General features: G+C 48.9%; 14 protein-coding genes. 7 read left to right on the top strand and 7 right to left on the bottom strand.

All coding sequences use genetic code 11. From position 1 onward, the window contains the following. Positions 1–18: 18 nt before the first annotated feature. Both AC2D8L_RS06970 and AC2D8L_RS06965 read left to right on the top strand, forming a co-directional pair. On the top strand, positions 19–1,128 hold the full coding sequence (locus tag AC2D8L_RS06970; protein ID WP_484684713.1) for a cis-3-hydroxy-L-proline dehydratase: 1,110 nt from the start codon (positions 19–21) through the stop codon (positions 1,126–1,128). Next, entirely contained in the window at positions 1,128–2,159 is a 1,032-nt protein-coding gene (locus AC2D8L_RS06965) for a trans-3-hydroxy-L-proline dehydratase (RefSeq protein ID WP_484684712.1), read from the top strand. The genes AC2D8L_RS06970 and AC2D8L_RS06965 overlap by 1 nt, the downstream gene beginning before the upstream one ends. Before the next feature lie 128 nt (positions 2,160–2,287). Here AC2D8L_RS06965 and rirA read toward each other — a convergent pair whose 3' ends face one another. Further along, the gene (gene rirA, locus AC2D8L_RS06960; RefSeq protein ID WP_484684711.1) at positions 2,288–2,758 is read right to left on the bottom strand and encodes an iron-responsive transcriptional regulator RirA; all 471 of its coding nucleotides are present in this window, start codon (positions 2,756–2,758) and stop codon (positions 2,288–2,290) included. Between the two features lie 117 nt (positions 2,759–2,875). Here rirA and AC2D8L_RS06955 point away from each other — a divergent pair, with 117 nt between their 5' ends. After that, the gene (locus tag AC2D8L_RS06955; protein WP_484684710.1) at positions 2,876–3,547 is read left to right on the top strand and encodes an NnrU family protein; all 672 of its coding nucleotides are present in this window, start codon (positions 2,876–2,878) and stop codon (positions 3,545–3,547) included. 143 nt (positions 3,548–3,690) lie between these two features. Here AC2D8L_RS06955 and AC2D8L_RS06950 read toward each other — a convergent pair whose 3' ends face one another. Continuing rightward, a complete protein-coding gene (locus AC2D8L_RS06950) occupies positions 3,691–5,004 on the bottom strand; it encodes a lipopolysaccharide biosynthesis protein (RefSeq protein ID WP_484684709.1) in 1,314 nt (437 codons plus the stop codon). Between the two features lie 437 nt (positions 5,005–5,441). Here AC2D8L_RS06950 and AC2D8L_RS06945 point away from each other — a divergent pair, with 437 nt between their 5' ends. Together AC2D8L_RS06945 and AC2D8L_RS06940 are read left to right on the top strand one after the other, a co-directional pair. Beyond that, complete coding sequence (locus tag AC2D8L_RS06945) at positions 5,442–5,741, top strand: DUF2218 domain-containing protein (RefSeq protein ID WP_484684708.1); 300 nt, start codon at positions 5,442–5,444, stop codon at positions 5,739–5,741. A gap of 74 nt (positions 5,742–5,815) precedes the next feature. Further along, positions 5,816–6,625, top strand: coding sequence for an isocitrate lyase/PEP mutase family protein (locus AC2D8L_RS06940; RefSeq protein WP_484684707.1), 810 nt, complete (start codon positions 5,816–5,818; stop codon positions 6,623–6,625). A gap of 18 nt (positions 6,626–6,643) precedes the next feature. Here the strand turns inward: AC2D8L_RS06940 and AC2D8L_RS06935 are convergent, their stop codons facing one another. Both AC2D8L_RS06935 and AC2D8L_RS06930 read right to left on the bottom strand, forming a co-directional pair. Beyond that, positions 6,644–6,928, bottom strand: a complete 285-nt coding sequence (locus tag AC2D8L_RS06935) for a YciI family protein (RefSeq protein WP_484684706.1) — start codon at positions 6,926–6,928, stop codon at positions 6,644–6,646. 66 nt (positions 6,929–6,994) lie between these two features. Continuing rightward, complete coding sequence (locus AC2D8L_RS06930) at positions 6,995–7,579, bottom strand: ATP-dependent Clp protease proteolytic subunit (protein WP_484685160.1); 585 nt, start codon at positions 7,577–7,579, stop codon at positions 6,995–6,997. Positions 7,580–7,898: 319 nt separating this feature from the next. On the opposite strand from AC2D8L_RS06930, the gene AC2D8L_RS06925 reads away from it, so the two are divergent. Continuing rightward, entirely contained in the window at positions 7,899–9,065 is a 1,167-nt protein-coding gene (locus tag AC2D8L_RS06925; RefSeq protein WP_484684705.1) for a M20 aminoacylase family protein, read from the top strand. Between the two features lie 125 nt (positions 9,066–9,190). Continuing rightward, a complete protein-coding gene (locus AC2D8L_RS06920) occupies positions 9,191–10,357 on the top strand; it encodes a M20 aminoacylase family protein (protein WP_484684704.1) in 1,167 nt (388 codons plus the stop codon). A gap of 58 nt (positions 10,358–10,415) precedes the next feature. Here the strand turns inward: AC2D8L_RS06920 and cls are convergent, their stop codons facing one another. The 3 genes from cls to AC2D8L_RS06905 all read right to left on the bottom strand — a co-directional run bounded on the left by cls (position 10,416) and on the right by AC2D8L_RS06905 (position 13,693). Continuing rightward, positions 10,416–11,852, bottom strand: coding sequence for a cardiolipin synthase (gene cls, locus AC2D8L_RS06915; protein ID WP_484684703.1), 1,437 nt, complete (start codon positions 11,850–11,852; stop codon positions 10,416–10,418). Positions 11,853–11,975: 123 nt separating this feature from the next. Further along, positions 11,976–12,983, bottom strand: a complete 1,008-nt coding sequence (locus tag AC2D8L_RS06910; protein WP_484684702.1) for an aldose epimerase family protein — start codon at positions 12,981–12,983, stop codon at positions 11,976–11,978. After that, positions 12,980–13,693, bottom strand: coding sequence for a hypothetical protein (locus tag AC2D8L_RS06905; RefSeq protein ID WP_484684701.1), 714 nt, complete (start codon positions 13,691–13,693; stop codon positions 12,980–12,982). Before AC2D8L_RS06905 ends, AC2D8L_RS06910 begins: the two co-directional genes overlap by 4 nt. Positions 13,694–13,859: the final 166 nt, after the last annotated feature.

Below are 13,859 nucleotides of genomic sequence, written 5' to 3'. Positions count from 1 at the left end.
CTTTCGGGAGGAAAGAACATGAAAATCACAGCATTGCGGGTTTACCAAATTGACCTGCCTTTACGCGAAGGCAGATATAATTGGTCAAATGGCAACTTCGTAGAAATCTTTGATTCAACCGTTCTTGCTCTGGAAACCGATGCAGGCATCACAGGATATGCAGAATGCTGCCCACTTGGATCTGCCTATCTTCCGAGCTATGCGCTTGGCGTTCGCACGGGTCTTCAAGAGTTGGCCCAACATGTCATTGGCCTTGATCCACGCGACCTTAATGTGGTCAACAAAGCCATGGACGAGGGCCTGCGCGGCCACCCTTATGCAAAAGCGCCAATCGACATCGCCTGTTGGGACATTTTGGGCAAAGCAACCGCCTTGCCTGTCTACACGCTCCTTGGAGGCAAACAGCAGGATAAAGTGGCCCTTTACCGCGCCATCTCCCAAGAAGACCCAGACGTGATGGCGAAAAAAATAGACGGCTATCGCCAAGAGGGATACGCAAAATTCCAACTTAAGGTTGGTGGCGATGCCAATGATGATATTGCCCGCATTCATGCCACTCGGGAAGTGTTGGACCGGGGCGAAGTGCTTGTCGCCGACGCCAATACAGGCTGGAACCGGCATGAGGCATCGCGCGTAACCGCTGCTGTTTCTCATCTCGACGTTTACATTGAACAGCCCTGCATGACGTATGAAGAATGTTTGTCGATCCGCCGCCGCACGGCGCGACCGTTCATTCTAGATGAGAACATCACCGATGAGGCCATGTTGCGCAAAGGGTTGGCCGACGACGCGATGGACGCCATCAATCTTAAAATTTCCAAGGTTGGCGGCCTTACCAAAGCACGGTTGATGCGCGATATGTGCGTAAATGCAGGTTTGGCCATGACCATTGAGGATACTTGGGGCGGCGATATCGTCACCGCAACAATCGCTCATCTTGCAGCGTCAACACCTGAGGCATTTTCGTTTTCTGCAACAGATTTCAACTCATACGGAACCGTTGATTTCGCTGCCGGGGCGCCAAAACGTGTTAATGGTTTCATGTCAGCGCCCGATGCACCGGGTTTAGGCATTGAACCGGACTTTGATGTGTTGGGTGAACCAGAATTCGAATTGAGGGCAATGTAATGCGATCTTCAAAGACAATCCATGTTGTGTCCTGCCACGCCGAAGGCGAAGTGGGTGATGTCATTGTCGGCGGCGTTGCACCACCACCGGGCAAAACGCTTTGGGAACAACGCAAATTTATCGAGCAAGATGAAACTTTGCGAAATTTTGTGCTGAACGAGCCTCGCGGTGGGGTGTTCCGGCACGTCAATTTGCTTGTGCCGCCAAAGAATCCGAAGGCTCAAATGGGTTTCATCATCATGGAGCCGGCTGACACACCTCCCATGTCGGGCTCAAATTCCATTTGCGTTTCTACTGTGCTGCTCGACAGCGGCATTATTCCGATGACGGAGCCTGAGACCCATTTGACGCTGGAAGCCCCCGGTGGGCTAATCAACGTCGTGGCGCAGTGCAAAGATGGCAAGGCCCAAAGCATAACGGTCACCAACGTCAAAAGCTTTGTTGATCAATTGCAAGTGCCGCTGCAAGTCGATGGATTGGGTGAACTAATTGTCGACACCGCCTATGGCGGCGATAGTTTCGTGATGGTTGATGCACGAGCACTTGGCGTTGAGATAAAGCCCGAGAATGCGCGCAAGATCGCTGAATTAGGCATGCGCATCACAGCGGCAGCAAATGAGCAATTGGGTTTTACCCATCCAGAAAATGCCGATTGGGATCACATTTCCTTCTGCCAATTTATGGGCAATATCACGCGGGATGGAACCAATTTAACCGGAGCAAACGCCGTTGCAATCCGCCCGGGTAAAATTGATCGTTCTCCAACCGGAACAGGCTGTTCTGCACGTATGGCGCTGATGTTTGCTAAGGGCGAAATGGAGCGAAATGATAAATATGTCGCAACGTCAATCACCGGGTCACAGTTCAACTGTGATATTGCAGAAGTCACAACTTGTGGTGAAAGAGACGCGATCCTGCCACGCATAAATGGCCGTGCTTGGATCACCGGCACCCATCAACATATGCTTGATCCGGAGGACCCTTGGCCAGAAGGTTATCGCCTCAGCGACACATGGCCGATGCAGGACTAAGCTCGACCAACCTCTCTCGTCATACTCGGGCTTCGCCCGAGTAACCATAAAGCTTTTGACGTGATGGGGTGGTATTATTGGCTCATGTGGAGAGTCGCTAACACGTTATGACAAGTCGCAAAGTGGCCCTACGCCTCTACCTTCTTAGGCGCTTCGCGAATGGCGTTTTCAAACTGCAATAGAACATTGATATTGCGACGATTGTCCGTAAGATCTTCAATAGTATATTCGTCCAGCACCGACAAGAATGCATCCAACGCCCGGTGCAATGCGTGGTTTAGGCCGCAAGTGCCGGTCAACGGACATGAAATGTCACCGCCGCCTTCAAAACATTCCGCAAGCGCAAAATTGTCTTCAGTTGCACGAACAACGTCGCCCAATTTCATTTCAGCGGCCGACCGTTGAAGTTTAATACCGCCGTGGCGGCCGCGTACAGTTTGAACAAAGCCAGAGTGATTCAGAATTTGCAGGATTTTGAACAAAAACGTCTCGGAAATATCATAGAAAGAAGCAATTTCCCCAATGCGACTTAAGCCGTCATTGCTCGCGCAATACATCAAAATGCGGATGGCGTAATTGGACTGTTTGGTGAGGCGCATAGATGAATCCCTACTGTAATGCTCATCTTTATAGCACCTAATATCAAAAGGTGAAATGCCGCATTGACGACGGCCCATCAGCCGCTGCAAATGGGTGAATTATGAGATAGGTGGACTATGATCAATTTTATTGCCGCGCTGATTGCTTTTCTTGGCACACATACTTTGCCGCGGGCAACTGGGTTTCGAGATTGGGGCATGGAGAAGTTTGGCCGCAGAATCTATATGGCCGGCTATTCGCTTGCATCCATTGGGCTGTTGGTTTGGTTGATAGTCGCTGCGCAAAGTGCGCCTTACATTGGGCTTTGGCCTACGACACAACTAACGGTTTTAGTGGCGATGGCGCTTATGTTGGCGTCATGCGTGTTGATTGCAACTGCTGTAGCCCGAGCCAACTCACTTTCAATCTCGTTTGTTGGTGGTGAAACCGATTTGGAACGTCCCGGAATTCTGGCATTGGTGCGTCATCCAATCATATTGGCGTTTTTGCTTTGGTCGATGGCACATGTGCTGGTGAATGGAGATGTAATCGGCTTAATCCTGTTTGGTGGCATGCTGGTATTTAGCTTTATCGGCATGAAGGCAGTTGGGAAGCGTGCACGCAATAAACTGGGTGCTGAGGATTTTGCTAAGTTTTCCTCTCTCTCAGCGGGACCGCTGTCTGGACGAATAAAATGTGCAGCAAGCTTGAAGTTTTTCCTGGAAATTCTTGCTGGTACTTTGGCGTTCATAATATTGCTATTTGCCCATGAACACGTGATCGGCGTTAGTCCGCTTGCCTATTTCTAACCAAGCAGATAACGCCGTACTTCGCCACGCAATGGCATTGCAAATTTTGGTAATTCTTCCGACTTAAGAATGAACTGCGCTGCGAACCAATGTGCTGCCACGTGCCTAAAAATTAGGCCAATCAATTGATGCTCGAAGTAGATCTACGTTCGTCCCAGAAACCGTCCGATCAATGGGAATATTGAGACATCAATATTGGTTAGTTTTTTGGTGGTTCGCCAGACCATAAATGAGCCAGCAAAATATGAAAGAACTGCACCAATTGCAGCGCCAGTTATGCCAAGAGATGGCACCAACACAATATTTGCGATCAGCAGCATACTTAAGCCGATGGCGACAGACGGCAATACAGCATAGGGCTTGTTTTTTGACGACAGGATAAGCGGGCCGGGGCCGAATATGGTGCGCACCACCAAGCTAATGCACAAGATCACAAGCGCCCAATAGCCGCCGGAAAAGTCTTTGCCAAACAACGTCAACACGAGTGGGCTTGCGACTGCGACCCCGATGGTTAGAACTATAGCCAAGCCGCTCGCAACCAAATTTGCGTCCGCGATAGTTTTGCCTAGTTTGTCTTTGTTGCCAGCGGTAACGCCCTCCAAAATATTGGGCATTGTAACCGCATAGACGGCACTTATCCCGAATGAAGCGAGCACGAATATTCGTGTACAAACGCCAAACACGGCGATCTGATCTTTCGGCAAAAAAGCCGTGAGCATCAAAAGATCTGCATCAAAGAAAAAATCAGTAGATAGGGTGACGATGACCCAAGGTAGGGCGAAGTAGAACCACCGTCGCAATTGTGGTGAAACTTGTGTCGCGGATTGCGGTAGGCTTTTCAATGTTTTGATGGTCATCAAAAGTTGAATGGCAATTACCAAGCAATAAAAGCCGGCCAATATCCACAAAAGCATCAACACGCGATCATCCGGGGCTGCAATGAAGTAGGTTGTGGTTAGGGCGCCAATAATAATCAATGGGCGAAAAATAGTGTCAGCTAAGAGCCCAACGAATGGGCGTTTTAGCCCCACCAATATTCCAGAATTGACAAAATAGATCGCGGTCCCAATAGACATCAGGCTTATGGGTAACCAAAACACAGACATTGTCTGTCCGATATCACCCAAGTTTGGCACCAACATGCCACCAATTATGGTGATCAGAATGCCGGGAAAAACAGTGACACCGTATGTCAGTTTGGCAAATTGAACGAGGCTAGCACCGTCATTCTTGGCCGCATATTCAGCTGCGAAATAGGACCCAACAGTCTGCAGTCCCAGTGGTAACACGATTGCCATCAGGTTGATCGTTGCGATAGCAATCAGATACTCACCAAGCGCACCAGTGCCCCAAAATCGAGCGATGGCTGCCTGGGCTAAAAAAATCGTTGCCGCGCCAGCAATGCGTACGGCGAAAAGGATAGCCGATTTTGAAGCGAGTTGTTGGCGTAAGCCCATTGAATAATTGCCTCTATACTTGCGGCGCACTCGTGTACCTGCGCGTGTCACGCAGGCAAAACACCATAACGCCATTCGGATTAATTCTTGGTAATTCCAATGGAATGCATCGAGCCCAAAAGTTCCCGCCGCGACCAATCATCGTTTTGATCATGTACTTCAAGCGATGCAATCGGATGCCTGTAATTTAGAATCGTTCTAAACTATTGATTTTCATGTTGATTTTGATTTTTGAGTCAGTTAGATGTTTTAAGGTGATTTTAATAGTCCACTTATTAGGTTGCCTTTTGGGAAGTGTAAACCGAATGGGTGGGCAGACAATTTTGAGATTATGTTGTCGACGTTGCGACCATCGGTCGGCAACATATAGTCTGGAGCGCAAGGGATAATATTCCTTGCGCTCTTGGCACTGTTTGGGGGCATGAAAAGGAAATAAAATGAGAAAATCAACTTCAACTTTCAAAACAGAAAAAGGCAAGCGGTTTCTTGGTCAACTATGCAACCATTTTGCGCACAAAACAGATGCAAAACACGAAGGTGACAGTGGATACGCGCAATTTGTGTTTGGCATTGCCAATATGAGTTCAGACGTGGACGGACTTCATATTACCGTCGAAGCCGCCGATGATGAATCCTTGGCACGCACAAAGGGTGTGATTGAAAGCCATCTTGTGCGTTTTGCCTTTCGTGAAGAGCTAGAAAGCCTAGATTGGCAAGATTTTACGATCAACGCCTGATCTTAGATTGCACGAAGTTCTCTATGTGGTAGTATTGGGTCAATGATACTGACCTAAATTCCATGGAGAATGAAATGACGCAGCAATCAATTTTTAGAAAACTGCACCAGCCGGGAAATCCATTCATACTGGCAAACGCATGGGATATTGGTTCCGCACGGATGTTGGAGGCGATGGGTGCAAAAGCGGTCGCAACTTCATCCGCCGCGCTGGCATTTGTAAATGGTGTTGGTGATCTTGGTGAGATTTCACGCAGCGATGCCCTGAGCCATGCCGATACCCTCAACAAAGCGGTTGAGTTGCCCCTTAATGGTGATTTTGAAAATGGTTTTGGCCCAACGCTTGATGACGTTGTGCAAACCATTCAGGAAGCTGGCAGAATTGGCATAGCTGGGTGCGGCATCGAAGATATGGCCTTGCCCACTACTGAACCATATGGATTTGAGCAGGCCGTTGAGCGAATTGAGGCGGCGGTAGCGGCGGCGAGGGCACTGCCTTATGATTTCGTATTAACAGCACGTGCGGATGGCGTGATGCACGCCAAATATGACTTGGATGAAGCAATTCGGCGTCTGCAAGCCTTCCAAAAAGCGGGTGCAGACGTACTGTTTGCCCCAATGCCTGGCACAATGGATGATGTTGCACGTATTTGCCGAGAAGTGGACGGGCCAGTCAACGCCATCTGCGCCGGACCGTTTACCCTAAACACAGTCGAAGATTACGCCAATGCAGGCGCTGCGCGGATCAGCCTAGGTTCTAGCCTCGCGCGAATTACCCATCGCGCAATTCATGATGCGGCAAGTGCGATGTTCAACGGCGGTGACTTCTCACCACTGGGTAATTCGATTTCCGGCGCAGAAATTGAAATGCTGACCAAACGCTAATATTGGTGAGCGCGGCAGTTATGCCGTTGCCGCGCTCAATTCACGTCGTGCAAAAAATTCAGTAATGGTCATCTTCGCAACGCCTGACGTAACAAACGGGTCAGTGGCGCAGAACGCTTCAAGTTTCGCTCTGTCGTCACCTTGAGCAACGATGAGACCGCCAGTCCGCGGAACCTTTCGACCCCAGGTCAAAAAATATCCTTTGCTTGCGCCATCATTGAGATATGCCATGTGCCCATCCATGTGTGGCTCAACTTGTTCCAACGGCACGACATATTCTAAATCGACAATGAAATTGTTCATTTGTAAGTCTCCAAACAAAAAACGCGCCACTAGGGCGCGTTCTAATTCTAAATGTGCAATTGAATATTACTTCAACTCTGATGCACTTGAAATGACTTTGCCCAGAAGGCCATAGGCCAGAGCTTCGTCAGTGTTCAGCCAGAAATCGCGCTTGGTATCTTTTTCGATTTCTTCAGGCGTTTTACCAGTTGCCAATGCAAACAGCTCTTCAAAGCGACGACGCATTTGCTTGATCTGATCGGCTTGAATTTGGATGTCGGAAACTTGTCCGCCAACGCCACCAGCAGGTTGGTGCATCAAGAAACGCGTGTTGGGCAAGCAAAGACGGTTTTCCTTCTTGGCACCAATAAAGATCAACGCACCAGCACTTGCGACCCAGCCTGAGCCAATGGTGCGCACGGTTGGTTTGATGAATTTGATAATGTCATGCACCATGTCGCCACTTTCAACGTGGCCGCCTGGTGAAGAAATAAAGACATTAATCGGGTCATCGCCATCTTCGGCCAAGGCCAACAAGCGAGCTGTCGCTTCACGTGCAAGCTTGTCGTTAATTTCGCCAGTGATCAAAACATTCCGGCTTTTGAAAAGCAGTTTTTCGACCGAGGCAGTGTCTTGCTCGTCTTTCGGTTTATCTTTTTCGTCAGCCATAATTCTTCATCCTGTAATCAGCTTCGGGTCGTTCGCTAACAACTCTGTCCTGCGAACCCATGTTCTGCTTCGTGTCATGCCCAGTTTATGGTGCTCAAACTAAGGCAAAATGTATTTTTAATCGAACAGTTTATGATTCGCCTAAACTTATCGTAAATCGCATGCCTACCATCTAAGTGCTGCTACCACGCGCTTCAAGGCAACAATGCGTGATCACGCCAACTTGACGCCATTTAAGTAATTGCATTGCCCAAAAAGTCGTGATCGAATGCAATAAGAATTGGTTGCACCAATCAAAGTGCCAGACATCTAGGGGATACAAATGCCGATTATCAATCGTATTGCTGAATTTCACGATGAACTCACGGCCATCCGCCAAGATATTCATGCTCATCCAGAATTGGGATTTAACGAGCATCGCACTGCAGCCCTAGTTGCCGAGAAACTCAAAGAGTTTGGCGTCGATGAAGTTGTAACCGGCATTGGCCGCACCGGCGTTGTCGCGGTGATAAAAGGCAAGACGAACAATTCGGGCAAAACGATAGGCCTTCGCGCCGACATGGATGCATTACCGATTGAGGAAGCACAACCGCACGAGTATAAATCGAAAAACCCCGGGGTCATGCACGCTTGCGGTCATGATGGACACACGACAATCCTGTTGGGTGCTGCCAGATATTTGGCCGAGACGCGAAATTTTGACGGTACGGCCATCATGATTTTTCAGCCCGCTGAAGAGGGTGGCGGAGGCGGCAACGAAATGGTCAAGGACGGGATGATGGACCGTTTCAAGATTGACGAAGTTTATGGTCTGCACAATTCTCCTGGCGAACCCGTCGGTAATTTTTCCATTCGCAGTGGTTCAATCATGGCCGCAGCCGACACTTTTTACATCGAAATTGAAGGCAAGGGCGCCCACGCAGCTCAACCCCATGATGGTGTCGACACGGTTTTGGTTGGTTCGGCCCTCGTGCAAGCGGTTCAATCCATCGCTTCGCGCAATGTAGATCCGATTAAGTCGGTCGTTGTTTCAATAACAACTTTCCACGCTGGTGAAACGGACAATGTTATCCCCCAAACGGCAAAACTATCTGGCACCGTGCGCAGCTTAGATGAAGACATTCGCACTTTTGCTGAAAAAAGGATGAGCCAAATTTGCCAAAGTGTTGGCGATCTTTATGGCGCAAAAATTGACCTAAAATATAGCCGCGAATATCCGGTGACTGTGAATGAGCCTGAACGCACCAAGTTTGCAGCAAATGTCGCCCGCCAAATTGTTGGCGACGATCGTGTGGATGATAATTGCTTACCTATTATGGCGACTGAAGATTTTTCATTTATGCTCAATGTGCGCCCGGGCTCTTACATATTTTTGGGCCAAGGAGATACAGCGCAAGTGCATCACCCCGATTATGATTTCAATGATGAAATCATTCCAATCGCCTGCTCCTATATGGTCAAGCTTGTCGAGGAAGGCTTGCCGGCCTAACCACCAAAATTTTGTGCAGTTAAAGCAATTGCATTCCTAAAAAAGTCGTGATCGAATGGCCTCAAAATTGGTTGCACCAATAGTTGGTTGCTTCAATTAGGGTGCGCAACATTTAGGGGACGAAGATGCCGATTATCAATCGTATTGCAGAATTTCATGATGAACTGACAGAAATTCGCCAAGACATTCATGCTCATCCAGAGCTTGGCTTCAACGAACACCGCACAGCGGCGTTGGTGGCCGAGAAACTCAAGGAATTCGGCGTCGACGAGGTGGTAACTGGCATTGGCCGAACCGGCGTTGTTGCGGTGATAAAAGGCAAGACGAACAATTCGGGTAAGACAATTGGCTTGCGTGCCGACATGGATGCATTGCCGATCCAAGAGGCGCAGCCACACGCACACAAATCAAAATATCCTGGCGTTATGCATGCCTGCGGCCATGATGGGCACACGACAATCCTACTGGGTGCTGCAAAATACTTGGCTGAAACGCGCAACTTTGACGGCACGGCCATAATGATATTTCAACCAGCTGAAGAAGGCGGTGGCGGCGGTAATGAGATGGTTCAGGATGGCATGATGGACCGTTTCAACATTGATGAAGTTTATGGTCTTCACAATTCGCCAGGCCGGCCAACTGGACATTTCGGCATTCGCGAGGGCTCGTTAATGGCCGCCGCGGATACATTCTACATCGATATCGTGGGCAAAGGTTCTCACGCTGCGCGCCCACATTCAGGTATTGATCCAATCATAATTGGTACCGATTTAATTCAGGCGTTTCAAAAGATCGCTTCGCGTAATACGGATCCACTCGAATCTGTTGTTGTCTCTGTCACCACTTTCCATGGTGGAGATACGGACAACGTCATTCCCCACACGGCCAAACTATCCGGCACGGTGCGAACTTTGGACGAAGAAATCCGCGATATTGCCGAGGAGCGGATCAAACAAATCTGCAAGTCAATCGGCGAAATGCACGGCGCAGATGTGTCCGTTCAATATAACCGCGAATATCCAGTCACAGTGAACAACCCAGAGAAGACAAAATTTGCCACCCAAGTGGCCAAGGAAATCGTCGGCGAAGACCGCGTCGAGGAAAGCACCGCTCCAGTGATGGGTGCAGAGGATTTCTCTTTCATGCTCAATGCACGTCCGGGCGCTTACATTTTTTTGGGGCAGGGCGACACGGCCGGTGTGCACCATCCCGACTATGATTTTAATGATGAAATCATACCGACCGGTTGCTCCTATATGGTCAAGCTTGTCGAAAAAGGCATGCCTGCTTAACACAATATTTTCAAGTATTTACGTCCTGCCAATTCGGCAGGGCGTAAAACAGCTAGAACTAGAGGACGGGCCCAAGCGTGCCAACAATATTGTTCCATATCCGCAAATATAAGGGCCAACCCACAACATCTTCCAGCGAAACGGAGACTGACTGGCTGATATATTGTTTTTGTCGCTCAATGACTTGGTCAGTTAAATCCGCATCATAGAACAGGATGTCGTTTTCATAGTTCAAATCGAAACTGCGCAGATCAATGTTCGAGGAACCCAGCATCGTCACCACACCGTCAACGGTAATGGTCTTCGCGTGCAGCAGCCCACCTTGATGCTCAACAATTTTGACCATTGACGACAAAAGCTGTCGATAAAAACTGCGCGAGGCGGCGGCTACAATCTTGGAGTCGTTTTTACGCGGCAACACAAGAGTTATATCGACGCCACGCAAGGCTGCAGAGCAAAGCGCATGCAGCACTGCATTATCGGGCACAAAATATGGCGTGGTGATGATCAACTCTGTTTGCGCCTGTTGGATCAAAACGCCAAACTGGTCAGAGCCGTTGTAGCGCCTTTCTGTTGGACCGTCACCGCGCACTTGGGCCAAAATCCCCTGCTTGCGTGACCTGCCTTTAAGGGGGAAGTCGTCCAGCGTGCTATCTGAATTATGAGTCATCCAATCGCTGGCAAACAGCAAGTGCATTTGATTGACAACTGGCCCTTCAAAACGAGTCATGATGTCGATCCAAGGCCCATATTTTCTTTTAACACTGAATTCAGGGTCCGCACAGTTTCGGCTGCCGCAATATGCGATTTTGCCGTCAATTATTGAGATCTTACGGTGATTGCGCAGGTCATATCTGTTGAGAACGCGAGTGGCGATGAGACTCTTGAATGGCATTGCGATTGTCGTTTGCACCTTCGATGCCTTCAATCGCTTCCAAAGTTCAGATTTCAAAAACAGCTTCGATCCTATTGCGTCCACCATAACCCGACAGGTGACGCCTCGTTCGGCCGCATCAATAACGGCCTCAGCCATCTGCGTGCCGGAAACATCTGGCAGCCAAATGTAATAGAGCAGGTGGACATGGCTCTTTGCATTTCTGATATCTTGCAGTAGCCGTTGTGTCGTTTCGTCCGCGTCTTTCATCAACTCCGCTTTGTTGCCTAAAGTCGGCTTAAATCCGTTTATTGAAGCAGCATAACGAAATGCAGGTTGATTGCGTTGCGCAATGAGGCCATCAAGATGCGAAAGCTTGCCGATTATGCTGTCTGGGAGAGCACGGAACTGCTCGAAGTGCGCTTTGTGCTTCTTGGCGAGATCGCGCGAGATATAAATTTCACCAAGGATCAAATAAACCGCTAAACCGACAAGCGGCAAAGACACGATCACAATGAACCAAGCAAGCCGTGCGGCCCCAGATATATCTTCTCGTGCCAATATCCGAACGGAAACCACCAGTACAACAAACAGATGAATTATCGACAGGATTTGAATCATTTTGACCAGTAGAGTTTATTACAGGCATTCATCAGCCTAGCGTGTTTACGGCATGAAGAGAATAGGTCCATGTCCTGAGCGCAATATGGTTTCGCTAACAAATGGCGCATCGGGGTTGGCGACCTAGCCCAACGTTGTTTCTACGCTCGTATGGTAGCTGTAGGGCGTGTCGGGCGTGCAAATAATGCTTGGGAAACTAGGCGTGTTCACGGCGTTGGAGTGCTTTTGCGGCTCTAAACAGATGCCAGAAAATGGACCAAACTTTCTGCCATGCTCGCCGTTTGAAACTACGCTTTGGTTATTGCCACTATAGGTCTGTAAACACGGCTGGTCGGACCAAATCTTCAACTTTACGCCATTAGGAGCAACTATTTGCGCAATTGGATCATCTAGATTGCGATCTGCCGGCAGCACATACGCCATGTCGACGCCTAAGCGATCAGGGTCAGCTTCAGCCAATGTTTTCGCATCGCGAAAATCAAACCGAGTGCCTGCGATGGTATTAATCGCCCCTGTTGGCAATAGATCATCGCCCAGCGGGGTATATCGGTCTGCAAAAACTTGAAGTTCGTGTTCCCAATTGGAACTTCCGCCCACTAAATTATAGTAATTATGTTGAGCAAAATTGATCGGCGTTGGGCGATCAGGCCTAGCTGTGATGTCATAACTCAACTTGGCGCCATCTAGGCAAATGCGCATTTCAAATTCAACGTTGCCCGGAAACCCTTCTTCCAAATGGGGTGAGAAATAGGTGAGGCGAATGCCGTTCTCGTCAATCTTTTCCAAATCCCAATTGCACTTCGAAAGACCCTTTGTTCCGCCATGCAGCGTCATGCCGGGGCCATTTTCGCTGAGCCGATAGACTTCGCCATCAAGTTCAAACTGCGCACCGCTAATTCGGTTGGCGACGCGGCCGACCGTGGTGCCCAAATAATCTGGATTGTCTAGATACTCGTTTGGATCATCATACCCTAAAACCACATCTATCGGACCATCTGGTCCAGAAATGATCCAGCTTTGGGTGATACCGCCAAGCGACAAAATAGCGACTTCAGCATGCTCGTTTGTTAGTATCGCGCGTTTGAACGGTTCGCTGTCAATTTCGCCAATTGTTTCAATCGCTACGCTCATTTCTCACCTATCAATTCAACAAAGCCGGAGCGGCTCCAAAGCCACAAAGGGGTATGTACATCTATCGGATCCAAGGCAGACCCTATCAACAAATCATTCCAAGCTGTAGCCGTGATTTGCGCAATGTCAGCATGTTCAGCTTGCGCTTGCGATATCAAACCTAGTCTCAAACTTGCATTGATCACGTGCCTGTCTGGCGCAACAGACAGCGCTGCACGATTTCGCAAAGGAAATGATGTGTATTGCAAAAGCACATAGAGCCAATAGTTGCAGATTTTTGGGCCCGCGAGATAAGGAAAGTCACCCCTATGCGTTTGGACAAACTTTCGAATTTCTTCTATATCGTACGCTTCGCCTCTTAACAGAAAGCGCATATCGCCATTGCAGTGTTTTACAATTCCGGCAGCAACCCGCTGCCAATTTTGAACGTGCCGGTTCGGCTGCAACGCAATCTTGTACCTTGAAAGTGCATGGCGCAATTCTTCCGCGGAAGCCTCGGCCGTCCGGCGCGGATCAAATACCCACTTCAATTCCTGGTCATTGAACGTTTTGGTGCAGGCATCCCAGAGTTGATATGCGTTTCGTTGGTAATTGAGGCACATGCCCAGCGTAAAATAATGCAACAGCTCTGCGCTGTCGGGTGACAGATCTGGATGCACATCCTCGGGCATGTGTTCGCCACCCAATGCACCGGCCTTGTGCATTTGCATCAAGCACGACACCTGTTTGAATATGAAACGTGATTTTTCGTGCTTCAACTTCAAATCTTTCTATCCAAACAGCGCAATCTTTACTGTTTATCTGACGTGCACATTGCTAGCATGATCTTAGATATCAGATTCTTACGTGAGCATGATCACGAAGCAAACATGAATT

The organism is Maritalea sp. YIW29, from assembly GCF_057219265.1.
The sequence above is the reverse complement of the archived record's forward strand: the minus strand, read 5'-3'. Positions and strand labels throughout refer to the sequence as shown.

Excerpts from the sequence above, each read along its gene's own strand:
- AC2D8L_RS06970 (WP_484684713.1), top strand. The coding sequence starts at position 19 with ATGAAAATCACAGCATTGCGGGTTTACCAAATTGACCTGCCTTTACGC.
- AC2D8L_RS06965 (WP_484684712.1), top strand. The coding sequence starts at position 1,128 with ATGCGATCTTCAAAGACAATCCATGTTGTGTCCTGCCACGCCGAAGGC.
- rirA (WP_484684711.1), bottom strand. The coding sequence starts at position 2,758 with ATGCGCCTCACCAAACAGTCCAATTACGCCATCCGCATTTTGATGTAT.
- AC2D8L_RS06955 (WP_484684710.1), top strand. The coding sequence starts at position 2,876 with ATGATCAATTTTATTGCCGCGCTGATTGCTTTTCTTGGCACACATACT.
- AC2D8L_RS06950 (WP_484684709.1), bottom strand. The coding sequence starts at position 5,004 with ATGGGCTTACGCCAACAACTCGCTTCAAAATCGGCTATCCTTTTCGCC.
- AC2D8L_RS06945 (WP_484684708.1), top strand. The coding sequence starts at position 5,442 with ATGAGAAAATCAACTTCAACTTTCAAAACAGAAAAAGGCAAGCGGTTT.
- AC2D8L_RS06940 (WP_484684707.1), top strand. The coding sequence starts at position 5,816 with ATGACGCAGCAATCAATTTTTAGAAAACTGCACCAGCCGGGAAATCCA.
- AC2D8L_RS06935 (WP_484684706.1), bottom strand. The coding sequence starts at position 6,928 with ATGAACAATTTCATTGTCGATTTAGAATATGTCGTGCCGTTGGAACAA.
- AC2D8L_RS06925 (WP_484684705.1), top strand. The coding sequence starts at position 7,899 with ATGCCGATTATCAATCGTATTGCTGAATTTCACGATGAACTCACGGCC.
- AC2D8L_RS06920 (WP_484684704.1), top strand. The coding sequence starts at position 9,191 with ATGCCGATTATCAATCGTATTGCAGAATTTCATGATGAACTGACAGAA.
- cls (WP_484684703.1), bottom strand. The coding sequence starts at position 11,852 with ATGATTCAAATCCTGTCGATAATTCATCTGTTTGTTGTACTGGTGGTT.
- AC2D8L_RS06910 (WP_484684702.1), bottom strand. The coding sequence starts at position 12,983 with ATGAGCGTAGCGATTGAAACAATTGGCGAAATTGACAGCGAACCGTTC.
- AC2D8L_RS06905 (WP_484684701.1), bottom strand. The coding sequence starts at position 13,693 with ATGCAAATGCACAAGGCCGGTGCATTGGGTGGCGAACACATGCCCGAG.